Origin of the sequence: Shewanella sp. 8A (assembly GCF_023475945.1) — a bacterium.
Classification (GTDB): domain Bacteria; phylum Pseudomonadota; class Gammaproteobacteria; order Enterobacterales; family Shewanellaceae; genus Shewanella; species Shewanella xiamenensis.
Map to the genome: position 1 here is coordinate 107,361 of NZ_JAMDJP010000003.1, position 25,071 is coordinate 132,431.

The window sequence follows — 25,071 nt, forward strand, 5'->3', positions numbered from 1 at the left end:
ATGTATTTGAAGCACTTTGGACTTAGCCAAACGCCATTTTCGTTAACCCCTAATACCGGATTTTTTTTCGGGTTATCCCCGCACGTAGAGGCGCTGCAAGTATTGCAGACCGCCCTACAAACCGGGGAGGGTTTTATCAAAGTCACTGGCGAAGTGGGCACGGGCAAAACCTTAATCTGCCGTAAGTTGATTAATGAGCTGCCGCAGGGCTTTCATTGTGCGTATCTACCCAATCCTTATCTCACCCCCGCCGAGCTGCGCTGGGCGGTGGCCAATGAACTTGGATTAAAATACACCAGCGAAATCGATCAGCAGCAACTCACTGGACTTATTCAGCAACAATTACTCGCCCTGAGCGCCCATGGTCACGCCATCGTATTAGTGCTGGACGAAGCGCAGGCCTTGCCCGATGAGAGCCTCGAAGCGTTGCGGCTGTTTACCAATCTTGAAACCGAAAGCCGTAAGCTGTTGCAAGTGGTGCTCTTTGGTCAGCCCGAGTTGGATGAGCGATTAAAGCGCCAAGCCTTTAGACAACTGCGGCAGCGCATCACCTTTAGTTACAGTCTGCGGCCGTTAACTTGGGATGAAACCGATGCCTACATTCGTTACCGCTTAGCGGTGGCAGGCTATGCGGGGCAAGCATTATTTAGCCCTAAACTGACGCGTAAAATCGCCGAGGCATCACGAGGCATTCCGAGATTGATCAATATTTTAGCCCATAAAGCCCTGATGCTCAGTTTTGGCGAAGGGGCAACTCAGGTGCGCATCGCCCACATTAAGGGCGCGATACAGGATACCGAAGATGCTAGTCGCGGTTCGCAAAACTGGCCGACCTATATGGCGATCGCGCTGATAGTATGTGCAGCGGCCATTGGGGCATTGCTGGCATCTGGCGTTAACCTGCAACAGTTGTGGGGAGGCTCCGCATGAGCGTGATCAACAAGATGCTGCAGGATCTCGATAAACGCCAGCAGGGGCATTCTCTCAGCAATGTGGCTGTGCATCAGGCCCAGTTTCTGGGGCGCCCCAATCCATCTCGTAAATGGTTAGTCATCAGCTTAGTGTCACTGTTTGTAGGTGGTGTCTCAGTTTATGCCTTTCAGGCCATGTACGACTCAAGGAACGCCACTGATAACAGTGTTAACACTGTGATGAGTGCGCAAACTCAGTCGGATAACACCAACCCACAGACAGATACGAGTTCTATGGGAGCAGAAACGGGAGCAGAAACGACTATACCAACAGAGCCAACTGCGGAGATGGTGCAAGTGAGTCCGTCGTCGACAGATACTCCAGCAAAGGATATGTCTGCGTCAGTAGAATTTGCCCCAAGTATGGCTCTATCTCCCCGTGTTAATGCGGCGCCCGTTGAGCCAACGAGTGAACCGACAATCGAATCAGTTGCGGTAAACTCCTCAACCGATACGGCTAACAAGGCGGCATTACCCCAAGAGTCGGTGCAGGCACAAACTGAGCCACAACAGGTTGCGGTTAAAGCAAATCAAGCGGAAGTTAACGTAAATCAGAGTGAAGTAAAAATAACCCAAACAGAGGCCAGGGCGAGTGAGTCAGTCGAGTCTGCTGCGGCTCAGCCAACAGGGCAAATGGCGGTGACGGAAGTAAAGCTTTCTCCAAGCCAGTTAGCACAAAAACAACTGGTATTGGCGAGCGATGCCGAAAAGCAAGGTCAGTTGGTTAAGGCGATGGATTACTACGCTAAAGCGCTCAAGCTTGACCCGAGCTTACACGAGTCGCGCAAACAACTGGCAGCGTTGCACTATGGTCAAGGTGAGCAGCCCCAAGCGGCCGAAGTGTTAGCGCAGGGACGATTACTTTATCCGCAAGAGTTTGAATTTGCTTTGCTATTGGCAAGGGTGCAACATGCGATGGGTGATACTGACGCAGCACTTGCCAGCCTTGCGCAAATCCCTGATAGTCATCCTTTAGCTCGGCAAAAGTGGTTAGCGCAGACGGATTTAGCCCAAAAACAGGGGCAATATCCGTTAGTTGAACAGGCTTACCGTAAGTTATTGCAGCAGGAGCCGCAGCAGGGTAAATGGTGGATGGGATTAGCCTATGCTCTTGACTCTCAAAAGCAATTTACCCAAGCCAGTCAAGCCTATCGTACAGCATTAAGCTATTCCGGTTTATCAACTCAGGCCACGGCTTTTATTGAACAACGTTTACAACAACTAGGAGATAGCCAATGAAACCCAGATTAAAGATGCGTTTGGGCGATCTGTTAGTTCAAGAATCCATTATTACCGAAGAGCAGTTGCAGCAAGCCTTGGGCGAGCAGCGAAAGACGGGCCATAAACTTGGCCGAACCCTGATTGAGCTGCGCTCTATTACCGAAACTCAACTGCTGCAATTTTTGTCGCAGCAGTTAAATCTACCGCTGCTGGATATCAGCAAACGCCCAATTCCCACCGAGGTGGTGAATCTGATCCCTGAGGTGCAAGCAAGGCGTTTTCGTGCCCTTGCGGTTGAAGATCGGGGTGATACGGTATTAGTGGCCATGAGCGATCCGGCGGATTTGCAGGCGCTCGACCATTTAGAAAGCTTAATTGCGCCGAAAAAGCTCAGTGTCGCAGTCGCACCCGAGCAGCAATTACTGCAAGCCTTCGATAATCTGTATCGCCGCACCGACCAAATCGCGCAAATCGCTGGTAAGCTTGAAGAGGAATATGCCGCCGATCAAATGTTTGATCTGGCCAGCTTAACCTCGGGCGATAGCGATAATGAAACCACAGTGGTTAAGCTGCTGCAGTCGATTTTTGAAGATGCGGTGCAAATGCGCGCTTCGGATATTCATATTGAGCCCGGCGAAAAAGCCCTGCGGATCCGCCAACGTATCGATGGCCAGTTACACGAAACCATTCTAAATGAAGTCAATATCGCAGCGGCCTTAGTACTGCGGCTTAAGCTTATGGCTGGGCTGGATATTTCTGAAAAACGTCTGCCGCAGGATGGGCGTTTCCATATGGAAATTAAAGGTCACAAGATTGACGTGCGGATGTCGACCATGCCGATTTACCACGGCGAATCTGTGGTAATGCGTCTACTCGATCAATCCGCTGGGCTGTTGACCTTAAATGAGACGGGGATGCCGCCACATATTTTGGCGCGTATTCGTAAACAGATTAAACGCCCCCACGGCATGTTGCTGGTGACAGGGCCTACGGGTAGCGGTAAAACCACCACCTTGTATGGTATCTTAAGTGAGCTCAATACTGCGGATCGTAAAATTATCACGGTAGAAGATCCGGTCGAATACCAATTGCCAAGGATCAACCAAGTTCAAGTTAACCATAAGATTGGACTCGATTTTTCGAACGTGCTGCGCACTACTTTGCGTCAAGACCCAGACATTATCATGGTCGGTGAGATGCGTGACCAAGAAACTGTTGAGATTGGCCTAAGGGGCGCACTTACGGGTCACTTTGTGTTATCCACATTGCACACTAACGATGCGGTAACCAGCGCGCTGCGTTTACTCGATATGGGCGCCGCCAGTTACTTAGTGGCGAGTGCGTTAAGGGTGATTATTGCCCAGCGTTTAGTGCGCCGCGTGTGCCATAACTGCGGGGTGGAATATCAGCCTACGGCGCAGGAAAAAGCCTGGCTGAATAGTGTGAGTCGTCAGGACTTTTCATCGGCCAAGTTCCGCATTGGCACGGGCTGCCAAAGCTGCAATGGCAGTGGTTATCGCGGCCGTATCGGTATTTTTGAGATCCTAGAGTTGGATGAAAAGATGATCGATGCGATGCGTACCGGTAATCCACAGGATTTTGCCCGTGCAGCCCTGCAAAGCCCAAATTTTACTCCACTCGCCGAGTCAGCACTGCAATATTTGAGCGAGGGCATGACGACCATTGAAGAGGTGGCTAAGCTAGTTGAAGATGTGAGTGAGTCGCAGGTGCCACTCTCGCAGGATATTATCAGTCAGCAAGGCGTTGAGGCGTAATTATGCCGGTTTATCAATACCGTGGACGCAGTGGACAAGGTCAGGCCGTAACGGGTCAGCTCGATGCTGCCTCCGAAAGTGCTGCTGCCGATATGCTGTTAGCGCGCGGCATTATTCCCTTGGAAGTCAAAGCGGCAAAGGTGACGAAGTCATTTTCACTGATACAGCTCTTTGGTAGTAAAGTCGGCTTAGATGAACTGCAAATTTTTACCCGGCAAATGTATTCGCTAACGCGCTCGGGGATCCCAATTCTGCGAGCCATTGCGGGATTATCCGAAACTGCCCACTCCCAACGGATGAAGGATGCACTGAATGATATTTCAGAGCAGTTAACTGCTGGGCGCCCGCTGTCGTCTGCGATGAATCAACATCCAGATGTGTTTGATTCTCTGTTTGTTTCTATGGTTCATGTGGGTGAAAACACTGGTAAGTTAGAGGATGCTTTTATTCAGCTCTCGGGCTATATCGAGCGTGAGCAGGAAACCCGCCGCCGGATTAAGGCCGCGATGCGTTATCCGATATTTGTATTGATTGCCATTGCGTTGGCCATGGTGATTTTAAATATCATGGTGATCCCAAAATTTGCCGAAATGTTTGCCCGTTTCGGTGCCGACTTACCTTGGGCGACTAAGGTGTTGATTGGCACATCTAACTTATTTGTTCACTACTGGCCTTTGATGTTACTGCTACTACTCGGAACTATTATTGGGATCCGTTATTGGCACCATACGGAAAAAGGTGAAAAACAATGGGATCAGTGGAAATTACATATTCCCGCCGTGGGTTCGATTATAGAGCGCTCGACTCTTTCCCGTTATTGCCGCAGTTTTTCGATGATGTTAAGTGCGGGCGTGCCGATGACGCAGGCGCTTAGCCTGGTCGCCGATGCGGTAGATAATGCGTATATGCACGACAAAATTGTCGGGATGCGCCGTGGTATAGAGTCAGGCGAATCTATGCTGAGGGTATCGAATCAAAGCAAATTGTTTACGCCACTGGTACTGCAAATGGTCGCCGTCGGTGAAGAAACCGGCCAAATTGACCAACTGTTAAATGATGCCGCCGATTTTTACGAAGGTGAGGTTGACTATGACCTTAAAAATCTTACCGCTAAGTTAGAGCCGATTTTAATCGGTATTGTGGCCGTTATTGTGTTGGTACTGGCGCTAGGTATTTACCTGCCGATGTGGGATATGCTCAATGTGGTTAAAGGCGGGAAGTAATGCCAAGTCGAGAGTTTAACTCAATTAGGGTCAAATAGATGCAGAGCCAACAGAAGGCTGAAAGCAATCTGTTACGGGTTTATGGGCGGCTCGTTAGCTTGACCTTGGTGCTGATTATTCTCGCGGTGATTGGGGTTAAATATTTTACCGCTATGCCACAACTTGCCGCCCGAAGTGTGGAGGTCGAACATAGTCGCTTCTTAAATGTGTTGGCTATGGTGCGCTCCCAGTGGCTATCCCTTGGCAAACCACAACAAATGCGACTAGATTGGGAAGTGTTTAATGAGCAAAACACTCATAATGAGCAGCAAACGCTGGTGATCATGAGCGCGCAGGGATGGCCGCAACCGACCGAACTTAGTGACCAAGGTTGCCAAGCCTTATGGTGGCAACTCATGGGGCAGGAGGCGGCGGATAACTCCCTCATTGGTAGCTATTTTCTCAAGGATAATAGCTGCCGTTATCGCTCACAAAATGGGGATAGTATTGGCTATCAACTAAACTCTGGCAGGGTCATTTTTTTGACGAACTCCTAAAATATTGTTAAGTAACGGGCTTTTATAAACTGATTTAGCTGTTAGAATGGACTTTCATCAAGTAGGGGGAAACTAATGAAGACTAAACAAAATGGTTTTTCATTGATTGAACTGGTCATAGTGATCGTCATTTTGGGTCTGTTAGCGGCAACGGCAATCCCACGTTTTTTAAACGTCACCGATGATGCTGAAGATGCCAGTGTGGACGGTGTGGCGGGTGGTTTATCTACAGCAGTGAGTTTTGTGCGTTCACAATGGGAAGTCGATGGTCGCCAAAATAGCAGTGTGATCTTAGATGGTACTTCTGTTTCACTCGACCCACGTTTTGGCTATCCAACGGGTACCTCTGGTACCGATGCAACGGCGATGACGGATGCAAGCTGTCAACAGGTATTCAATACGGTATTGCAAAGTGCGCCGCGTAATGTGCTCTATTCGCAAGATGCGCGAAATCAACGTTATACCGTACGCGTTATCGATGGTGCGGGTGGCAGTACTAATTCAATTGCGGGTACAGCAGTGAGCGGTTTGGATTTATGTGTTTATCACCAAGTGGCCTCTCTGGTGTTAAACCAAAATACAGGTGTGCCAACTCCAGCACCAGATTTATCAACCACAGGCGCTAAAGGCGTGGTTTATAATCCAGGTACAGGCAAAGTATTAAGTTTCACTCAAACACCATTTACGCCTTAATTTAATGTTTTAATTGGTTTATCTTTTAATTAGTTTTAGTTAATTGGTTCTCAAAAAAGGGTAGTTTTATATGAAAAGACAACAAGGTTTTACCTTAATCGAATTAGTCGTAGTGATCATTATCTTAGGTATTCTTGCTGTCACAGCAGCACCTAAGTTTATTAATCTGCAAGGTGATGCGCGTGCGTCTGCATTACAAGGTCTAAAAGGTGCAATTCAAGGTGCAAATAGTTTAGTGTTTTCTAAAGCGGCATTAGCTGGTAAAGAAAAGGGATCACAACCAACCTTTTCGTTGGGAGACACTGGAACAATCGCAATTCTTGATGGTTATATGCTGGCAACAAAAGCTTCATTAGAAGCTGGTATGGATATTACTTTTGACGCTAAAGCTGATCCTCAGCCTGTTACTGCAGATTGGATTATAGATCCAACAGCTGGTACACCGGGTACTGCTAAGATTTATCAACATGGCGCACCTGCAAATTGTTTTTTAACTTATACAGAAGCAAAAGCGGCTAATACTTCAGCAAATCCAGCCACCCCAGGTGAACTGCCTAAGTATGTAATTACAGATAGCGGTTGTTAATTTGAATTACTGAAGAAGGCCTGCCTAGCAGGCCTTTTTTTTAGGTCAGCTATCTATCGGAGTGTTGGCTGTAATAAAATGAATTTGTTAATTATTTCTTTTGTTTAGGTGAAATATTTGCCTTACGAATCAAGTTGGCAGAAACTGAACCTAGAACCTAGAACCTAGAACCTAGAACCTAGAACCTAGAACCTAGAACCTAGAACCTAGAACCTAGAACCTAGAACCTAGCATCACGGCAAAGCGGACAATGCGTAGATTTTCCACCGGCAGACAGTTTGGGTTTACCTTAGTCGAACTTGTGACCACTATTATCCTGATTGGGATTTTGTCGGTGACGGTATTGCCGCGCTTATTTAGCCAGTCATCCTACAGTGCCTTTAGCTTGCGTAATGAGTTTATGGCCGAGCTGCGCCAGGTTCAGCAAAAAGCCTTAAATAATACCGATAGATGTTACCGCGTAGTCGTTTCAGCGACAGGCTATCAAGTGAGTCAGTTTGCCAGTCGCGATAGCACTGGTTGTACGGGCACGCCTTTATCTCCTAACCCTTTATCCAGCCAAGCTTTTCAAGGTGGCGCGCAGTTAGCTCTTATCAGTAACAATGCCAAGAGCTTTTATCTTGATTTTGATATCAATGGTCGAGCGTCGCTTGCGTGTAATGGGCCATGTATCAATGTGATTGCCAATGACACTGTGGCGATTAATATCTCCAGCGAGGGCTATATTTATGCGAATTAACCCTCGGCTGTTTTCGATAAGTACATCAATAAAAGCATCCTCAAAAGCTAAACCACAACAAGGGTTTACTTTAATCGAATTAGTGGTCGGCATGTTAGTCATTGCCATCGCTATTGTGATGCTCAGTAGCATGTTATTTCCGCAGGCGGATCGCGCCGCCAAAACTTTACACCGAGTAAAAAGTGCCGAGCTTGCCCATTCTGTAATGAATGAGATTTGGGGCAAACGTTATGATCAAAACACCAATGCCAATGGCGGAGTGCCGGCTTGCGGGAGTCCATTAGGCAGTAGTTGCTCGGCCGTCTTAGGGCCAGAGGCGGGAGAGGGACGCAACGATTTTAACGATGTGGATGACTATCACGGCTTAACCCAACACGCCACAATGCTCAATTCCAGCCAAACTTATGCAGAGGCCTATCCCAACTATCAACTAAGTGTCACTGTCGCCTTTGGGCCAGCGTCTAATACCAAGTTAGTGACCATTAATGTCACCACGCCAGATAACGAAGTGATCACTTACAATTTGGTAAGGAGCAATTACTAATGCGCTCTTTATCAATGAAGCGTAAGCATTTATGCGCAAAGGGTTTTACCTTAGTTGAAATGGTCACTGTGATCCTGATCTTAGGCATTCTAGTGGTCGGGGTGAGTAGCTTTATTATTTTCGGCACGCGGATTTTTGTGGAGTCGAGTTCGGTCGATCAAGTGCTAAGCCAAAGCCGCTTTGCCATTGAGCGTATGACCCGCGAGCTGCGTAGCGCAGTGCCTAATAGTGTGCGACTCAATGGTAATGGCTTAACCTATCAGTGTGTTGAATTTGTCCCTATTGAGACGAGTACCACCTATTTAGCAATGCCGATTGCGCCGAGTACAGCAGCGCTAACGGGCACTGTGATTTTAGATAATCTGACCAGTAAGATTGCAGCGAACCAATATGTGTGGATTTATCCTTTAACCGATAGTGATGTGTATAACAGCGCGAGACAAAAACGCGCACAGATTAACACCGTTAGCAGCGCCGCAAACCAAGTGACCTTAACCTTTACGGCCAATACGAGGTTTGCCGAAGCCTCTCCGCGGCAGCGGATCTATTTTGCTTCAGCACCTGTGAGTTATTGCTTTGAGAAAGCCTCATCGGGCAATGAGTTAACCTTAACGCGTTATACTGGCTATGGGTTGAATGCCAGCCAGCCAACACCTTCGGATATGAGTTCGGGCGTGCTAATGGCACAGAGCGTGGCTAATGTGTTGAGTAATAACGCCGATTTACCGTTGATTTTAACGCCGTCGAGCCTAGTTAATAATGCGATGGTGCACCTACAACCACGGTTTAATGTCAACGGCGAGACATTTCAATATCGACATCAAGTGCAGGTGATCAATGTCCCCTAACTTAGTTAGCCTATCGCGCTCAGAGTATTGTCAGTCTTCGGTTCGGCGCCAAGCAGGTAGCGCCTTAGTCATCGGTATTTTTGTTATTACCGTGATGTTTCTATTGGCCGCCGCCTTAATCAACATAGTCGAAGATGCCGATAGCGGATTAACTCAAGAGGTGTGGGGAACCCGGGCTTTAGCCGCGGCGAATAGCGGTGCCGATGCCGCATTAGCGCAATTATTCCCATTGAATGCGCCTGCCAACGCTACGGCGACTTGTACCAGTGTTGCAAACTCTTGGACGCCGCCCGATGTGGTGGGCTTTCATGCCTGTAGCGTCAGTTTAAGCTGCACATCCTATGCAGTTGGCGCTGTCACTCAATATCGGATCAATAGTAAAGCGGTGTGTGAGAGTGGTGATACTCGTGTGAGCCGTCAAGTAGAGGTAGAAGCCCGTGGTTAGACTTTTGATGATATTAAACTTGGCACTACGTTTTCAAACTCATTATATGCGTGGCTTATCGTCTAATTTACTGCTTATATTTTTTATTCTTACCTCATCGCCAACTTATGCTGCAATTGATTGCAATAGTGTATTTCCTGGGCCAATACAGAGTTTTAGTAGTACCGGCGAACTCTATATGCAAAGCGGTGCGCTCATTGAAAATTATAATGTTTTAGATGTTTGCTTTAAAACGGTAAAAAATTACCATGAAATGAATGCGAATGCTTGTGGTATAGGGAGGTGTCAGATTTCGGGGACTCCCAGTTTGGCAAGGGCAGCACCCACTTTTGTCAGTAGCTCTACCTCTGCAACCAATACTGTAGCCAATTGGACAACGCCTTCTGTAGAGCTTGGAACGACAGCGGGTTATGGTCAACGATTTAATAGTAGTCGTTGGGATATAGGTACATTAACGATTAATACAGGCGGTAATGTCACCGTATCTGATGCTTATTCAACATATGTTATAAAAGATCTGACGTTTTATAATGCAGCGACCATGACCTTAAAGGCTGGTAAAACTTATATTATTGATGGCGATCTTAACCTGAATTCAGGTACGTTAAATATAGTGGGTACAGGCGATACCAAACTGTATATTAAAGGTAATTTTACCATTGCTCTCTCATCAGTTTTTAATGCGCCCACCTCTGTTGATGTATACGTAGGCAATAGGCTAGAAGTACAAAGTAACGCTCAGATTCAAGGTAGCTACTATGTCGCCGATAATGCGACGTTACTCAATAGTGCGGTATTGGTAGGTAGACTCAGTGCTAAAAACGTCACCCTAGGCAGCAATAGTAAGGTGATTTATGATGCCGGTGCACCTGTCTTACAATGCTTTAATGATACTTTTTCCCAAAGTGCATTAAGCAGTGACTGGGTCGTTTCCCGCAGTAGCGGCACTTTTACGCCATCGATTCGTAGTGGCCGTTTACGCTTAACTGAAGCTTCATCTAATCAATCCACCGCATCGACCTATCAACGATTATTCCCTGCCGCGGCAAACTTAGTGGAGATCCAGTTTGATCATTATGCCTATGGTGGCAATGGTGCCGACGGTATTGCGTTAGTGTTATCTGATGCCGCGATCACTCCCCAGCCTGGTGCCTTTGGTGGTCCCTTAGGTTATGGATTCAAGCCCGGTATTAGCGGATTTGCGGGGGGCTGGCTAGGTATTGGGATCGATGAGTTTGGCAACTTTTCCGGTGAAGGCGGGAGCATAAATCTTTCGGGACAACGGCGTCAGTCAGTTGCTGTTCGCGGTTCTGGTTCAGGCACATCCGGTTACCGTTATTTGCGTGGGACTTGTAATAATGGCACGACCAATACCAGTGGTAACTGTTTATCTCCCACGGTCGATGGCAACAATGTGTCACCAGCACATAGATATAAAATCACTATCGACTCGCAGGTATCCGGTCAGTCGATGGTGAAGATTGAACGTAATACGGGTTCGGGATTTGTCACCTTAATTCCCGCTTTTAATGCCATCGCGCAAACGGGACAAGCGGCAACACCGAGTGATTTCTTACTCTCGCTTACAGGGTCAACCGGTGGCTCGAATAACAACCATGAAATTGATAACGTTCAGATTTGTGCGTTGAAATCTAATCCTATTGGCGCGCAAATCGATCATTTTGAGTTTGACCATACGGGTCAGGGGTTAACCTGTAATCCCGAAACTGTGACAATTCGAGCCTGTGCAAACGCCAGTTGTAGCCAGCTTTTTACTGACCCTTTGACGGCGACCTTGCTACCTGAATTCGCCTCCGAAGGCGTATGGATTGGTGGTAATCAGGTGAGCTTTAGTGGGGGTACTACGCAATTACAATTACGGCGCAATACTGCTGGCATTGTGACTTTAGGTGTAAAAGGTTCGAGCCCGACAACCAAACCTTTAAGTAAAACCCTTTGCCGTATCGGAAATGGTGGCCTGAGTGAAAACAACTGTTCACTCACCTTTGCCGACAGTGGTTTTGTCTTCGATGTGCCTGATAAGCGTGCGAATCGCCCCGAGCAGGTAGTAGTTAAGGCTGTGAAAAAATCTGATGTGACTCAGCAGTGTGTTCCAAGCTTCCAAAGTCAGACTAAGACGCTGAATTTCTGGAGCAGTTATCAGACCCCAAGTGCGCCTATCTCGCCGAAAGCCGTCACGATCAACAATACGGCAATTAGTAGCTCGAGCGCCTCGCCAACGGCGCTGAGTCTGTTATTTGATACGAACGGACAAGCAAATATTGCGGTGAATTATCCCGATGCGGGTAAATTACAGCTCGATGCGCAATATATTGGTAGTGGTAATGAACAAGGTCTAGTCATGACAGGCTCCGATCAGTTTGTCAGTGTGCCGGCAGGATTATGTGTCAAAGCCGTGGATGCCAGTGCTAGCTGTCCAAGTGCGGATATGAGCTGTAATGCTTACCGTAAAGCGGGGCAGAATTTCGGTATGACAATACAAGCTATGGCTTGGGAAAAAGATGGCGATACGGATTTTTGTTCGGGCAACTTATCAACTCCTAACTTTAGCGACCAAGCCATGAAGCTTATCAGTAAAGTTGTGGCACCAAGTATCGCCAGTGGTGGCCATGATGGGGTGTTAGGCGTCACTTCCTATAGCCATACCGCGCAAACTAATAATCTCAACACCATCAGTAATCAAAGTATTAGCGAAGTTGGCGTATTTCAAATTACGGCGCAGGCGAGTCCTAATTATCTTGGCTCAGCCAGTAGTTTGAATATTCCGATTGGCTATTCAGCCAATATTGGTCGCTTTGTGCCCGATAGATTTTTAGTGGGAGACGTTTCTGTCTTACCTGCCTGTGGCAGTTTTAGTTATATGGATCAACCTTTTCCCATGTCAATGAGCATCAAAGCCTTGAATATCGGCGGCGCGGTGACACAAAACTATTTCCCACCATTCTCCCTCGCAACCGCGAAATTGGTCGGAGAAAACAATAACAATGGTGTCGATTTACAGAGTCGCTTAAGTGCCTTGCCTGTAAAGATTGATAGTTGGAGTCAGGGTGTGGCGATGGTCGATGGTACTTATCGCGCTTATTTAAACCGAGTAACCCCAAATGTGACGACGAATCTTTATCAAGACGGTCCCTTCGAGCTGCTCGATATTGGCGTGCAGTTGATGGATAACGATCCTCGGCCAAATGGACTTTACAGCTATGTGGCCTCGCCCGATATGGATGCGGCAACCACGGGTAATTGCACTAACTGTAATGCTAAGAAAATCACCACTCAAACCCTACGCCACGGCCGAGTGGTGATGGATAACACCTATGGCCCAGAGACTGAAATCCTTAAAATGCCGACAAGAGCTGAGTATTGGAATGGCACTAGTTGGGTTATAAATGGGAATGATAGCTGCACGATTGCCACCTATGGCCTAGGTTCGCAGGTGGATAATACAGGGCTGGGTTATAACTTTGACCCGGATTTAGCCACGGGGCAGAGTATTACTCGCACTGGCGCTACTTCAGCATTTCAAGTGGGGCAATTTGATTTGCTGTGGCGAGCCCTCACCTCTAGTGGCAACTTATATCGCGGTCAAGTGACCGCACCTTTAGAGGTACCGACTTGGTTAGAATGGTATTGGAACTGGAATGGGGTGTCTCCAACCAGCTTATCCGATCCCCGTGCGAGTGCATTTTTTGGGCGTTACCGTGGTCATGACAGAATCATCTACTGGCGAGAAGTTAATTAGTGGGGTAGATCGATTTTGCTGAATTGGAATTAGTCCGTAGTGATTTATCGTTATGCGATGCGTTTTGTTGCATGAACTCAAAGCATCATGCTAAGGCTAAAATGCAAGATACAGGTTTTACGCATGTTGCCAGCTTGTATTAAATGGGGTTTTGGGTTGTTTGATTTTTGTTCAATAAGGCGCGTTTATCGATTAAATAGTGTTTTTGAGTGGTCTATTTGAAAAAAAATCACTCCATTAGCGATTGTTAACCTCAACGGTCTTGTGGAATCAGGGTGGCATTGATAAAGTTAGCTGATTTTTCTTTTCTTCTGACTCCACAGAATACAGGCTAGTTACATGTTCAAGAAGCTGCGTGGCATTTTTTCTAATGATCTATCGATCGATTTGGGTACAGCTAACACCTTAATTTATGTTCGTGATGAAGGCATCGTCCTCAATGAGCCTTCAGTTGTTGCTATACGTGGCGAGCGTAACAGCTCTGGTCAGAAATCTGTAGCGGCTGTAGGTACAGAAGCTAAACAGATGTTAGGCCGTACTCCTGGCAATATTCAAGCAATCCGTCCAATGAAAGACGGTGTGATTGCAGACTTTTATGTGACAGAGAAAATGTTGCAGCACTTTATTAAGCAAGTGCATAACAACAGCTTTTTTCGCCCAAGCCCACGTGTTTTAGTCTGTGTTCCCGTTGGCGCAACGCAAGTTGAACGCCGTGCGATCCGCGAGTCAGCCATGGGCGCGGGTGCCCGTGAAGTGTATTTGATTGAAGAACCAATGGCCGCGGCTATCGGTGCTGGTTTACCTGTGTCTGAAGCCACAGGTTCAATGGTTGTTGATATCGGTGGTGGTACCACTGAAGTTGCCATTATCTCCTTGAATGGTGTGGTATATTCTTCTTCTGTGCGTATTGGCGGTGACAAGTTTGATGATGCCATCATCAATTATGTTCGCCGTAATTACGGTAGTTTGATTGGTGAAGCGACCGCTGAGCGTATCAAACACACTATCGGTACTGCTTATCCAGGTGATGAAGTATTAGAGATTGAAGTCCGTGGTCGTAATTTGGCCGAAGGTGTACCTCGTAGCTTTACGCTCAACAGCAACGAAATTTTAGAAGCGTTGCAAGAACCATTATCGGGCATTGTGAGTGCGGTTATGGTGGCACTAGAGCAATCACCACCAGAATTAGCTTCTGATATCTCTGAGCGCGGCATGGTGTTAACCGGTGGTGGCGCCTTATTGCGTGATTTAGACCGTTTATTGATGCAAGAAACGGGAATTCCAGTCATGGTGGCAGATGATCCATTGACCTGCGTAGCGCGCGGTGGTGGTAAAGCCCTTGAAATGATTGATATGCACGGCGGCGATCTGTTCTCCGAAGAAACCTAATCTAACTTCGGTATAGGGCGGCTAATCACCGCCTTAGCTTTCCTATGAAGCCAATTTTTGTTCGTGGTATTTCGAACCAGTTCCGTTTAACACTGGCAATTATTCTGTCGGTGATTTTGCTTGCGGCAAATCACCGCCTTGAGCCTGCCCGTGAATCCCTTTCATCCGCTTTAAGCCCTATTCAATACCTCGCGAGTGTCCCCAGTGCGATCCTCGATTGGTCTTCTGAGAGTTTTGCGACCCGCAATATGTTGGCATTGCAAAATAAAGAGCTGTTAAGGCAACAATTATTAATGAGTGAACGCTTACAGCGTTTCGAGCATTTACGTCAGGAAAACGAACGTTTACGCGCCTTGCTAGGTTCGCCTGCCTATCAGGATTCTCTCAAGATGGTTGCAGAGGTCATGGAGGTTGCCAGCGATCCTTCCCATCATTATGTGGTTTTAAACCGAGGTTCCCGCAGTGGCGTCTTTGTTGGTCAGCCTGTTGTGGATGCGCAAGGTGTGGTGGGGCAAGTTGTGCAGGTCAGTGAGATGACTAGCCGAGTGTTACTACTGTCTGATGTGTCCCATGGCTTACCCGTTCGGATTACCCGTAATGATGTGCGCCTTGTCGCCAACGGGACGGGGGAACTTGATGAAATTGAGTTACGCCATGTTGCCAAGAGTACCGATATTCGTGTGGGCGACCTACTGGTCACTTCTGGCTTAGGTAACCGCTTCCCTGAAGGGTATCCGGTTGCGCGGGTAGTGGAAGTCTTTACCGAAGATGGCCAAAGTTATGCGCGAGTCACGGCTCAGCCACTGGCGGCACTCGACCGTATTCGTTATCTCCTGTTAATTTGGCCATCGCCAGATTCGGGTGTGACACTGCCTAATCAAGTGCCAGTACCGGCCGCAGATCATCCTGCACAAGACGTTAAGCCTGATACCAGTAATGGAACGCCAACGACTCAAGGCGGTACTCAGGGCACAAATGTCAATGTGGTACCCAGTAATCCCAATGCAGCATCCAGTAACGCTAATGGGGCATCTAACGCTGCTACTACCCAACCGCCAGCAGAGGTGCACTAATGAGTTTACAAGCTGCTAATGGACGCATCGCGGTTTGGCTAACCCTATTTGTTGGGCTCTTAAGCCAAATTATGCCACTGCCAGTAATTGTTGAGGCCTGGCGTCCTGATTGGTTACTGATGATTTTGATCTATTGGTCCATTGCGTTGCCCCACAGATATAACATTCTGACGGCTTGGGTTATGGGCTTAGCCCTTGATATTCTCTTGGGCGCGACTTTAGGTGTTCGCTCTTTGGCAATGTCGTTGGTGATTTATATTGCTATTTTACATTGTCAGCGTTTACGTAACTTCCCGAAATGGCAACAGTCGCTGGTCATAATGCTGTTAATTGCTATCTATCACCTCATTGTTTATTGGGTTGAGTTTGTGATGGATGGTGCAACATTCCACTCTGAACTGTTTTTGCCTGCACTATCGGGCCTCGTTTTTTGGCCTTGGATTTTTTGGATTTTACGTCGCATTCGACGTCATTATAAGGTTCGTTAGTTGTGAATTTAGTTTTAGCCTCGACATCGCCGCGCCGGAAAGAATTACTGACTCATATTGGATTCGGACGGGCTGATTTTACGTTTGCGCAAGTAGCACCAGATATTGACGAAACTCCGAAGACAGGAGAGTTACCACGGGATTATGTTCAGCGCCTTGCGGCTGAAAAGGCCCAGGCTGGGCTTGCATTATGCTCAGGTATGTCACAGCCTGCTGTATTAGGTTCTGATACTATCGTGGTGCTTGAAAATGAAATATTAGGTAAGCCAGTTGATGAGGCCGATGCCAAGCGGGTACTGCGTGCGCTTTCTGGCAAGGTGCACACAGTAATGACTGCCGTCGCCTTAGCAAGTGTCAATCATACCGCAGTGCGTTTAGTTGAAACCTTAGTGCGTTTTTGTGTGCTTTCTGATGCAGATATCGATGCCTATGTTGCCTCACTAGAGCCCATGGATAAAGCGGGCAGCTATGGGATCCAAGGATTAGGTGGCTGTTTTGTCGAGTCAATTGATGGTAGTTACTCCTGTGTTGTCGGTTTGCCATTAGTCGAAACTCGCCAACTCTTATCTGAGGCGGGCATTATCTAGTCTGCGGTATTGGTTTTCAGGCTTAGAACATACTGAGATTAATTTAATTTCCCTAATGGGGTGAGTCGTGAATACCAGTCGCTTAAATCCGAATAAAATTCAGCGCAAGATGGGTTCAGAATTACTGATTAATGTAACCCCCTCTGAGGCGCGCGTTGCCTTAGTCGAGCACGGCGTGCTGCAAGAAGTTCATATTGAACGGCGCATGAAGCGTGGTCTGGTGGGCAATATTTACAAGGGCAAAATCAGCCGTGTGTTGCCTGGCATGCAAGCCGCCTTTGTGGATATTGGCTTAGATAAAGCCGCGTTTTTACATGCCTCCGACATTGTGCCGCACACTGAATGCGTCGCCGATGTGGAGAAGGGCCATTTTGTGGTCCGTGATATCGCCGAGCTGGTTCGCCAAGGGCAAGATATTATGGTGCAAGTGGTGAAAGACCCTCTGGGCACTAAAGGTGCGCGCCTAACCACAGATATCACACTGCCTTCCCGTTATTTGGTGTTTATGCCTGGCTCGAGCCATGTTGGGGTGTCCCAGCGGATTGAGCAGGAAGAAGAGCGCAGTCGTCTTAAAAAAATCACTCTGCCATTCGTCGATGAAGACGGCGGCTTTATTATCCGCACCGCCGCCGAGGGCGTAGGTGAGGACGAACTTGCCCAAGATGCGGCTTTTTTGCGCCGAGTATGGTCTAAGGTCTCCGAGCGGCGTCAGCGCCGTGGCGTAGCATTACTCTATCAAGATCTCGCCCTGCCGGTGCGCATTGTGCGCGACTTTGTCGGCACCGAATTAGACCGAATTCAAGTCGATTCGCGCCGCACCTTTGCCGAGCTGCAAGCCTTCGCCCAAGAGTTTATGCCGGAAATCGCCGACAAGATTGAGCACTATTCTGGCCCAGCGCCGATTTTCGATTTGTACGATGTCGAAAATGAAATCCAGCGTGCGCTGGGACGTAAGGTGGAGCTTAAATCTGGTGGCTATCTGATTATCGATCAGACTGAAGCTATGACTACGGTCGATATCAACACTGGTGCCTTTGTGGGCCACCGTAATCTTGAAGAAACCATCTTTAACACTAACCTTGAAGCTACCCAAGCGATTGCACGGCAACTGCGGCTGCGAAATCTCGGCGGCATCATCATTATCGACTTTATCGATATGCTGAGCGACGAGCATAAAACGCGGGTACTCAATAGCTTAAATAGTGCGCTCGCCAAGGACAGAGTTAAGACTAATGTCAGTGGTTTCTCTGGGTTGGGTCTAGTTGAAATGACCCGTAAGCGCACCCGCGAGAGCCTAGAGCATGTGCTATGCAGTGAGTGTCCAGCCTGTCAGGGCACGGGTAGCATGAAGACGGTAGAAACTGTTTCTTATGAAATCTTCCGCGAAATTATTCGCTTGAATCGGGCCTATGACGCCGACGAGTTTTTGCTTTACTGCTCGCCCGCTGTCTATAACAGCTTAAGTGGAGATGAAAGTCATTTGGTCGCCGAGCTTGAAGTTTATATAGGTAAGCGTATTCGCCTGCAAAATGAGCCTATGTATTCCCAGCATAAATACGACGTGGTGATGATGTAGTGGCAACGCTTTTTACTGCTAAAAAACTAAGCCGTTTTTGCTGGCAATTACTGGCACTGATCTTAGTCTTGTTTGCCTTGACGGTAAGCTTGATCCGTGGATTATTGCCTCAGGTCGATGAAGTACGCCAGCAGTTAGTTGAGTATGTAAAAAGCGAATATCAAATTGATATCCAAGTTGGCGAGTTATCCGCCCAGTGGCAGGCCTTTGGCCCAGCGGTAACGGTTGATAATCTAGTGATCCCTACGCAGGACAAGCTCCCTGTTACCGTGTTGGTGAAGCATGTCCAAATCAAATTGGATTTTTGGCAATCGCTACTGACCACCAGTCCACGCATTGAAGATGTCAATTTCGATGGTGTTCATATTGCCCTCGATATCGATAAATTATCGGGTAATAAGGCGCAGGGGAGGTCCAATCAAACGGCGCAAACCGATTGGTTGTATAAATTACTCTTAAAGCAGCTCGAGCGTTTCTCGCTGACGGATGCTTCGGTGCAACTGCTTAGCTTGCAACATGAATATCGACCCATTCATATTCGTCACCTCAATTGGCGTAATAGTGGTGAGCGCCACCGCGGCGCGGGGGAAATTTACCTCGATAACAATACCTTGGTTAAGGAATCGCTCAGCCTGCAACTCGATATTAACGGCGATGCTACAGCGCCCGAGAGTTTAACCGGACAAGTTTATCTGGCGGCTCAGTCCTTAGATTTGGGCGAATGGGCATCACGCCAACCTAATCCCTATGATCCAAGCAAAAAACTGCCCTTAGAAGGGATAGTCAATCTTAAGGCGTGGTTTGATTTTGCCCATCGAAGTTTACGTTCTGGACTCGTGCAGTTTGAGCCCAGTTGGTTGCAGTGGTCGATGCAAGGACAGCCACAAAAGTTTGAAATCCAATCCGGTAGTATCCGTTGGGAGCCCAAGGCGACAGGTTGGGAGATCAGTAGCGCCGATTTAGATTTTGTCACTAATGGTGAGCATTGGCCTGAACTAAAATTAGCGGCGAAACAACAAGATGATGCTTTGTATGCCTATGTGAGCCGTGTAGATTTACCGACCTTATTTCCATTGTTGCCGCTTTTCCCCGATGTCGATTTAGCCGTACTTGAGCAATGGTTCCATCTCGCGCCCGAGGGCAGTATTGGGCCTATTCGCCTCTATCAAGCTGCCGATCAATCTTTGCTAGCAAGTACTAGCGTCAAGCAATTACACTGGCAGAAAGTGGAGGGAATACCCAATACCCAGCCCTTAGATCTTAAGTTGCAATGGCAGGATGAAACGTTAGTTTTTTCGCTCCCCGAGCAAACTTATACCCTCGATTTTGGCGATGAATTTTCAGCTCCCTTAGTGTTCCAAGGCGCTGAATTAACTGGTGCATTTGATACTAAGCGTGCGACTTTATCTATGCCCCATGTTCAGCTTGCAAACGATGACCTTGGCCTCTCTGCCGCCCTAAAACTGGATTTTAGCACTGCAGCCAGTTTGTCCCTCGCTGCTAATGTTGCAGTCAAAAATGCCGCTAATGCAGATAAATACTTCCCGATCAAAGCCATGGGTGAGTCACTGGCCGAGTATCTTGATGGCGCGATAAAAGCGGGACAGAGTCAAAATGCGCAAGTATTGTGGCAGGGGGCGTTATCGAGCTTCCCCTTTGAGGATAATAGTGGCGTGTTCCAAGCGGCATTTACCTTAAACAATGCCGAATACCAATTCCAACCTGATTGGCCTGCGGTCACAGATCTTTCCCTTGATGCGTTATTTGAAAATGCCCGCATGGATATCTGGGTTAACCAAGGTAAGTTGATGAATGTGGTTGCCGATGGTGCCCACGTGTTTATTCCCGAGTTAGGCGAGCATTCGCTGTTAAAAATTCAGGCCGATCTTGCGACCCAAGGCAGTGCTGCGACTCAAGTGCTACAGGCTTCTCCCCTTGCCGATACTGTGGGCAAAACCTTAAAGGTTGTGCAAGTGCAGGGCGCGGTAACGGGCAGCTTAGATATTAGTATTCCCTTGTATGAGGGTGAGGCTGAGGATATCCGCGGTCAAATTATGTTTGATAACACGCCGGTGTTTATTGCGCAGCCAGGTTTACAACTCAAGGCGGTGACGGGCACAGTGCAATTTGCCAACGAGATAGTCGAAGGCAAAGGGATTAAGTCTCGCCTGTTTGAGCAGCCCTTGGAGTTTAGTTTTGCCACTCAACCCGAAGGTAAAGATTTTGCGCTGAATGTGGATATGAAGAGTCGTTGGGATCTCAGTCGTTTACCCTTAGAGTTACAAAATCCCTTAAGTAAGTTTTACCAAGGTAAAGTCGCTTGGGGCGGTAACTTGAGCATGATATTCGATGAGCAAGGCTATCAAATTCAAGCCAATTTAGGTTCCGATCTGGTCGGTGCCACCTTAACATTACCTGGCATTTTCGCAAAACCTGCTGACGAGCCTAGGCCTTTAATGGCCGAGTTTTCTGGTGATCAGCAGACTTCAACCCTGAGGGTAAAACTCGATAAACAAGCTGAGTTTATTGGCGGCTTTGAGGCTGAAAAAGGTACGCAATTCAGTTATTTTGATCTGCTATTAGGGCGACTCTTCGAGGCTACCGAGGTGCCCAATACCGAGCTTGGACATATTAAGATTGATGTAACCAGTGGCAAGTTAGCTAATTGGTTACCCGTAATTAATGCCTTTGTTGCTTCAGATAACAAACCGACTCGCACTGGTATTTTGGTGGAAGAGGTAAATAACGCTAACTTATTCCCTTCAGTGGCTGGGATTGATGCAAATATCGGCAAGTTTGATTTATTAGGGCAAGGGCTTACAGAGTTGAGACTCAGCGCCAAACCCAATGAAAATGGTTGGCGCTTCGATGCCAAAGCCAGTGAGTTTGAAGGAACGGTAGATTTTTACCCTAATTGGTTGACGCAAGGCTTAAAAGTGACTGCCAGTAAGTTCTATTTTTCACCCAATGTGAAGCCTGAAGGTGAAGCGGATTTTGCGGCGGAGCAGGTGCTCACTAATTTGCCGCCCGTTGCGGTGAATGTAGAGGATTTTCGTTTTTTCGATAAGCCATTTGGCCAGTTAGTGGTGCAAGCAAGTCCGCAAGCCTCGGGTTACCGCATTCAGACGTTATCTTTAACCACTCCAGAGGTGTCTTTGCAGGGGAATGGGATTTGGCAACAGCAGAATGGTCAAAATCAAACCGAGTTATCCGTCAGTTTGAATGCTAGTCAGTTTAGCTATTTGAGTCACCAACTTGGGATCGATCCCGGTGTAAATGAAGCTCCATTGAAGGTGAATGCCGAGCTAGCTTGGCAAGGTGCACCCTATGCGTTTTCCCTTGAAACCTTGAATGGTAAAGTTAAATTTGAATTGGGCAAAGGCCATTTATCCCAAGTGAGCGATAAGGGCGCACGGATTTTCTCACTGTTTAGCCTCGATTCATTAGTACGTAAATTGTCCTTAGATTTCAGTGATGTATTTGGTCAAGGCATGTACTTCAACTCCTTTACCGGTAATCTGCAAATCGATAATGGTGTAGTGAAAACTACGGACACTGAAATGGATGCGATTGCAGGTAATATGAAGGTGCGCGGCTATACGGATCTCACCAGCGAAAGCTTAAATTACGATATTCGTTTTGTGCCGCAATTGGCGTCGAGTGTGCCGACCGTGGTGCTGCTGAGTACCAGTGCGTGGACGTTGGGGCTTGGTGCATTTGCACTGACCAAAGTGCTCGAGCCTGTGATTGAGGTGATCTCTGAGATCCGTTTCCGAGTAACGGGCACTATGTCTGAGCCTGTGGTAGAGGAACTGGAACGTAAGAGTAAAGAGATTGAAATCCCCGAGTCTATTCTGCCTATGGTGGGGGGCGAATTGCCAGCACCAACCGAGGGTGCAGAGCCGAATGATGCGCCACCCCTCAAGAATAGCGCCCCGACCAAGACAGACGCTAAGCCGCCCGTCGAGCCTGAAAAAAACAACGAGCAACCTGCGCTAGATGCTGATAAAGCTAAAGAGAAACCTGTAAAAGCTGTTAAGGAAGAGACATCGCCGCAAGCGCCGATTCTGCCCAAGGTCGAACCTGCAGAGCCGCCTAAAGCCGAACCAGAACAACCTAAGCCTGTGAGCCCCAAGGTGGTATTGTCGATAAACACAATTCAAGGAGATAGTCATGCGCATCAGCCTGTTGCAATGTCAGAGCAGTCGCGACGTCAGCGCGAATCTGTTGTTTATCGAATCGCAGCTTGAGGAATTAACCTGTGATCGCCTGCAATGGGACAAAGATGCCCCGCATTTAGTGGTGCTGCCAGAATGCAGCTTGCTGTTTGGTGGCCATGAGAGTCAACAACTCGCCTATGCGGGTGATAGCCATCTTAGCCCGTTAAAATCCGCCTTAAGTGCCTTAGCCGCCCGTTACTGCGTGTATATGGTGGCGGGAACCATCCCCGCGCTGGCGGCGGATGGGCGCGTCTACTGCCGCTGTTATCTGTTTGATGATAAAGGTGATACCTTAGGGCAATACGATAAACTGCATCTGTTTGATGTGGATGTCGCCGATGGCACTAAGCAATACCGCGAGAGTGAAACCTTCTGCCCCGGCAATCATATCAGTGTCATCGACACCCCTTTTGGCAAAATTGGCTTGACCATCTGTTATGATTTACGCTTTCCGGACTTATTTAGGGCGCTGCGCCTTGCGGGAGCCGAGATTATTACCGTGCCTTCGGCTTTTACTAAGGTCACGGGAGAAGCCCATTGGCAGGTGTTATTACAGGCCAGAGCCATTGAAACCCAATGCTTTATTTTGGCCGCAGCCCAATGGGGCGCTCATAACGAAGGCAGCCGCGAGACCTGGGGGCAGAGCATGGTGATAGGCCCTTGGGGCGAGGTAATTGCCGAGCAGAAAACCGGTACAGGTTGGGTGCATGCCGATATCGATGTGGCCGAGGTGCACAGCATACGCAGTAAAATGCCCGTGGCGCAACATAATCGCTTTACTGCACCGAACCTTAAACCTTGAACAGATTAAGCCTTCAACAGATTTAGATGAAATAGACTCACAGCGAATTTAAGTTATTTAAAAATGAGTGAGTTGCCAATTTTAGCCAAGCTTTCAGAGAGAACCGCGATGCCTTTTTTAGCACAAGTAGAGCAAAGTTTATTAAAGGGTGGCTTAGCCCTAGATGGGTTACAAAGTTATTTAAACACCATACATCAACATAAAGTCGATTTTTCCGATCTCTATTTCCAAGGCAGTCGCCACGAATCTTGGGTGCTCGAAGATGGCATTATTAAAGATGGTAGCTTCCATATCGAACGTGGTGTCGGTGTGCGTGCTATCAGCGGCGAGAAAACCGGTTTTGCCTATGCCGATGATATTACGCCAGCGGCCTTAAGCGCTGCGGCCGAGGCAGCGCGCGGTATTGCGGGAGCGGGTGAGCAGGCCAAGGTTCAGGCCTTCAAACGCCGACAAGCCTTGGCGCTGTACGATAGTCTTGACCCTATCGCCGCCATGGAGGAAGTGAAAAAAATCAACCTGCTGAAAGAGGCCGATGCTTATGTTCGTAGCCTCGATAGCCGCATTATTCAAGTGGTGATTAGCCTCGCGGGTGTGCACGAAGAAATCTTGGTCGCTGCTAGCGATGGCACCTTGGCTGCCGATATTCGTCCCTTAGTGCGCTTTAATTGCAGCGTGATTTTAGAAGAACATGGCAAGCGTGAACGTGGCAGTGCCGGTGGCGGTGGGCGTCACGATTACGGCGTGTTTATGGTGAATGATGAAACCGGTTTACCTATGTGCTTTGCCTTCGCCCGTGAAGCGGTGCGTCAGGCACAAGTTAACCTCAATGCTATCGATGCGCCAGCCGGAGAGATGCCTGTGGTGCTGGGTAATGGTTGGCCGGGCGTGTTATTGCACGAGGCCGTGGGGCATGGTCTGGAAGGCGACTTTAACCGCAAGGGCAGCAGCGCCTTTAGTGGTATGGTCGGCGAGCAAGTGGCTTCGAAACTGGTGACTGTGGTGGACGATGGCACGCTTGCGAATCGTCGTGGCTCATTGAGCATCGACGATGAAGGCGAACAAACCCAGAGAACCGTGTTAATCGAAGACGGTATTCTCAAAGGTTACATACAAGATAAATTAAATGCGCGCCTGATGGGCGTAGCACCAACGGGCAATGGTCGCCGTGAATCTTATGCGCATCTGCCGATGCCGCGGATGACCAACACTTATATGACGGCGGGCGAGTCTGATCCGAGTGAGATCATCAAGTCGGTGAAGAAGGGCATCTATGCGCCTAACTTTGGTGGTGGTCAGGTCGATATCACCTCGGGCAAGTTTGTGTTCTCGGCCTCTGAAGCCTATTTGATTGAAAATGGAGAAGTGACTCAAGCGATTAAGGGCGCAACCCTGATCGGTAATGGCCCTGAAGCCATGAGTCAGATTTCCATGGTGGGTAACGACATGGCGCTGGATAAGGGCGTTGGTGTATGTGGTAAGGATGGTCAAAGCGTGCCTGTGGGTGTCGGTCAACCGACCCTTAAGCTCGACAAGCTGACCGTAGGCGGTACTGCGTAAAGCTAGAAGCTAGAAGCTAGAAGCTCCTACGTTGATTG

20 protein-coding genes are annotated in these 25,071 nt (G+C 48.1%); all 20 read left to right on the forward strand.

Going from position 1 to position 25,071, the window contains the following annotated elements; all coding sequences use genetic code 11:
• The 20 genes from M0413_RS03275 to tldD all read left to right on the forward strand — a co-directional run bounded on the left by M0413_RS03275 (position 1) and on the right by tldD (position 25,033).
• Positions 1 to 930 carry an ExeA family protein gene (locus M0413_RS03275; RefSeq protein WP_172589026.1) on the forward strand — a complete coding sequence of 310 codons (930 nt, stop codon included), beginning with the start codon at positions 1 to 3 and terminating at the stop codon, positions 928 to 930.
• On the forward strand, positions 927 to 2,210 hold the full coding sequence (locus tag M0413_RS03280) for a tetratricopeptide repeat protein (RefSeq protein WP_249553176.1): 1,284 nt from the start codon (positions 927 to 929) through the stop codon (positions 2,208 to 2,210). The genes M0413_RS03275 and M0413_RS03280 overlap by 4 nt, the downstream gene beginning before the upstream one ends.
• Entirely contained in the window at positions 2,207 to 3,967 is a 1,761-nt protein-coding gene (locus M0413_RS03285; protein ID WP_249553178.1) for a GspE/PulE family protein, read from the forward strand. Before M0413_RS03280 ends, M0413_RS03285 begins: the two co-directional genes overlap by 4 nt.
• 2 nt (positions 3,968 to 3,969) lie before the next feature.
• Positions 3,970 to 5,190 carry a type II secretion system F family protein gene (locus M0413_RS03290; RefSeq protein ID WP_037428181.1) on the forward strand — a complete coding sequence of 407 codons (1,221 nt, stop codon included), beginning with the start codon at positions 3,970 to 3,972 and terminating at the stop codon, positions 5,188 to 5,190.
• Between the two features lie 38 nt (positions 5,191 to 5,228).
• The gene (locus M0413_RS03295; protein ID WP_172589024.1) at positions 5,229 to 5,726 is read left to right on the forward strand and encodes an MSHA biogenesis protein MshF; all 498 of its coding nucleotides are present in this window, start codon (positions 5,229 to 5,231) and stop codon (positions 5,724 to 5,726) included.
• Between the two features lie 75 nt (positions 5,727 to 5,801).
• The gene (locus M0413_RS03300; protein WP_023266932.1) at positions 5,802 to 6,419 is read left to right on the forward strand and encodes a pilus assembly FimT family protein; all 618 of its coding nucleotides are present in this window, start codon (positions 5,802 to 5,804) and stop codon (positions 6,417 to 6,419) included.
• Positions 6,420 to 6,489: 70 nt separating this feature from the next.
• Positions 6,490 to 7,005 carry a type II secretion system protein gene (locus M0413_RS03305; RefSeq protein ID WP_241406261.1) on the forward strand — a complete coding sequence of 172 codons (516 nt, stop codon included), beginning with the start codon at positions 6,490 to 6,492 and terminating at the stop codon, positions 7,003 to 7,005.
• 250 nt (positions 7,006 to 7,255) lie between these two features.
• Positions 7,256 to 7,744, forward strand: a complete 489-nt coding sequence (locus tag M0413_RS03310) for a prepilin-type N-terminal cleavage/methylation domain-containing protein (protein ID WP_241406260.1) — start codon at positions 7,256 to 7,258, stop codon at positions 7,742 to 7,744.
• A complete protein-coding gene (locus M0413_RS03315; protein WP_241406259.1) occupies positions 7,734 to 8,288 on the forward strand; it encodes a type IV pilus modification PilV family protein in 555 nt (184 codons plus the stop codon). The genes M0413_RS03310 and M0413_RS03315 overlap by 11 nt, the downstream gene beginning before the upstream one ends.
• Positions 8,288 to 9,136, forward strand: a complete 849-nt coding sequence (locus M0413_RS03320) for a PilW family protein (RefSeq protein ID WP_172589617.1) — start codon at positions 8,288 to 8,290, stop codon at positions 9,134 to 9,136. The genes M0413_RS03315 and M0413_RS03320 overlap by 1 nt, the downstream gene beginning before the upstream one ends.
• A complete protein-coding gene (locus M0413_RS03325; RefSeq protein WP_249553179.1) occupies positions 9,126 to 9,581 on the forward strand; it encodes an MSHA biogenesis protein MshP in 456 nt (151 codons plus the stop codon). Before M0413_RS03320 ends, M0413_RS03325 begins: the two co-directional genes overlap by 11 nt.
• A complete protein-coding gene (locus tag M0413_RS03330; RefSeq protein ID WP_249553180.1) occupies positions 9,574 to 13,341 on the forward strand; it encodes a DUF6701 domain-containing protein in 3,768 nt (1,255 codons plus the stop codon). Before M0413_RS03325 ends, M0413_RS03330 begins: the two co-directional genes overlap by 8 nt.
• A 339-nt stretch (positions 13,342 to 13,680) precedes the next feature.
• Positions 13,681 to 14,730: a rod shape-determining protein gene (locus M0413_RS03335; RefSeq protein WP_007651015.1), complete on the forward strand. Its 1,050-nt coding sequence runs from the start codon at positions 13,681 to 13,683 to the stop codon at positions 14,728 to 14,730.
• Between the two features lie 44 nt (positions 14,731 to 14,774).
• Positions 14,775 to 15,803, forward strand: coding sequence for a rod shape-determining protein MreC (gene mreC / locus M0413_RS03340; protein WP_037422442.1), 1,029 nt, complete (start codon positions 14,775 to 14,777; stop codon positions 15,801 to 15,803).
• A complete protein-coding gene (gene mreD / locus M0413_RS03345; protein WP_037422445.1) occupies positions 15,803 to 16,291 on the forward strand; it encodes a rod shape-determining protein MreD in 489 nt (162 codons plus the stop codon). The genes mreC and mreD overlap by 1 nt, the downstream gene beginning before the upstream one ends.
• Positions 16,292 to 16,293: 2 nt before the next feature.
• Positions 16,294 to 16,878, forward strand: coding sequence for a Maf family protein (locus tag M0413_RS03350; protein WP_249553181.1), 585 nt, complete (start codon positions 16,294 to 16,296; stop codon positions 16,876 to 16,878).
• A 109-nt stretch (positions 16,879 to 16,987) separates the two neighbouring features.
• A complete protein-coding gene (gene rng, locus M0413_RS03355; protein WP_051714234.1) occupies positions 16,988 to 18,454 on the forward strand; it encodes a ribonuclease G in 1,467 nt (488 codons plus the stop codon).
• Positions 18,454 to 22,704, forward strand: a complete 4,251-nt coding sequence (locus tag M0413_RS03360) for a YhdP family protein (protein ID WP_249553182.1) — start codon at positions 18,454 to 18,456, stop codon at positions 22,702 to 22,704. The genes rng and M0413_RS03360 overlap by 1 nt, the downstream gene beginning before the upstream one ends.
• Positions 22,628 to 23,476, forward strand: coding sequence for a carbon-nitrogen hydrolase family protein (locus M0413_RS03365; RefSeq protein WP_249553184.1), 849 nt, complete (start codon positions 22,628 to 22,630; stop codon positions 23,474 to 23,476). Before M0413_RS03360 ends, M0413_RS03365 begins: the two co-directional genes overlap by 77 nt.
• 108 nt (positions 23,477 to 23,584) lie before the next feature.
• A complete protein-coding gene (gene tldD / locus M0413_RS03370) occupies positions 23,585 to 25,033 on the forward strand; it encodes a metalloprotease TldD (RefSeq protein WP_249553186.1) in 1,449 nt (482 codons plus the stop codon).
• Positions 25,034 to 25,071 lie beyond the last annotated feature (38 nt).

Excerpts from the sequence above, each read along its gene's own strand:
- M0413_RS03300 (WP_023266932.1), top strand. The coding sequence starts at position 5,802 with ATGAAGACTAAACAAAATGGTTTTTCATTGATTGAACTGGTCATAGTG.
- M0413_RS03320 (WP_172589617.1), top strand. The coding sequence starts at position 8,288 with ATGCGCTCTTTATCAATGAAGCGTAAGCATTTATGCGCAAAGGGTTTT.
- M0413_RS03285 (WP_249553178.1), top strand. The coding sequence starts at position 2,207 with ATGAAACCCAGATTAAAGATGCGTTTGGGCGATCTGTTAGTTCAAGAA.
- M0413_RS03295 (WP_172589024.1), top strand. The coding sequence starts at position 5,229 with ATGCAGAGCCAACAGAAGGCTGAAAGCAATCTGTTACGGGTTTATGGG.
- M0413_RS03310 (WP_241406260.1), top strand. The coding sequence starts at position 7,256 with ATGCGTAGATTTTCCACCGGCAGACAGTTTGGGTTTACCTTAGTCGAA.
- M0413_RS03290 (WP_037428181.1), top strand. The coding sequence starts at position 3,970 with ATGCCGGTTTATCAATACCGTGGACGCAGTGGACAAGGTCAGGCCGTA.
- M0413_RS03315 (WP_241406259.1), top strand. The coding sequence starts at position 7,734 with ATGCGAATTAACCCTCGGCTGTTTTCGATAAGTACATCAATAAAAGCA.
- M0413_RS03335 (WP_007651015.1), top strand. The coding sequence starts at position 13,681 with ATGTTCAAGAAGCTGCGTGGCATTTTTTCTAATGATCTATCGATCGAT.
- M0413_RS03275 (WP_172589026.1), top strand. The coding sequence starts at position 1 with ATGTATTTGAAGCACTTTGGACTTAGCCAAACGCCATTTTCGTTAACC.
- M0413_RS03325 (WP_249553179.1), top strand. The coding sequence starts at position 9,126 with ATGTCCCCTAACTTAGTTAGCCTATCGCGCTCAGAGTATTGTCAGTCT.
- M0413_RS03305 (WP_241406261.1), top strand. The coding sequence starts at position 6,490 with ATGAAAAGACAACAAGGTTTTACCTTAATCGAATTAGTCGTAGTGATC.
- mreD (WP_037422445.1), top strand. The coding sequence starts at position 15,803 with ATGAGTTTACAAGCTGCTAATGGACGCATCGCGGTTTGGCTAACCCTA.
- M0413_RS03280 (WP_249553176.1), top strand. The coding sequence starts at position 927 with ATGAGCGTGATCAACAAGATGCTGCAGGATCTCGATAAACGCCAGCAG.
- M0413_RS03365 (WP_249553184.1), top strand. The coding sequence starts at position 22,628 with ATGCGCATCAGCCTGTTGCAATGTCAGAGCAGTCGCGACGTCAGCGCG.
- mreC (WP_037422442.1), top strand. The coding sequence starts at position 14,775 with ATGAAGCCAATTTTTGTTCGTGGTATTTCGAACCAGTTCCGTTTAACA.
- rng (WP_051714234.1), top strand. The coding sequence starts at position 16,988 with ATGGGTTCAGAATTACTGATTAATGTAACCCCCTCTGAGGCGCGCGTT.
- tldD (WP_249553186.1), top strand. The coding sequence starts at position 23,585 with ATGCCTTTTTTAGCACAAGTAGAGCAAAGTTTATTAAAGGGTGGCTTA.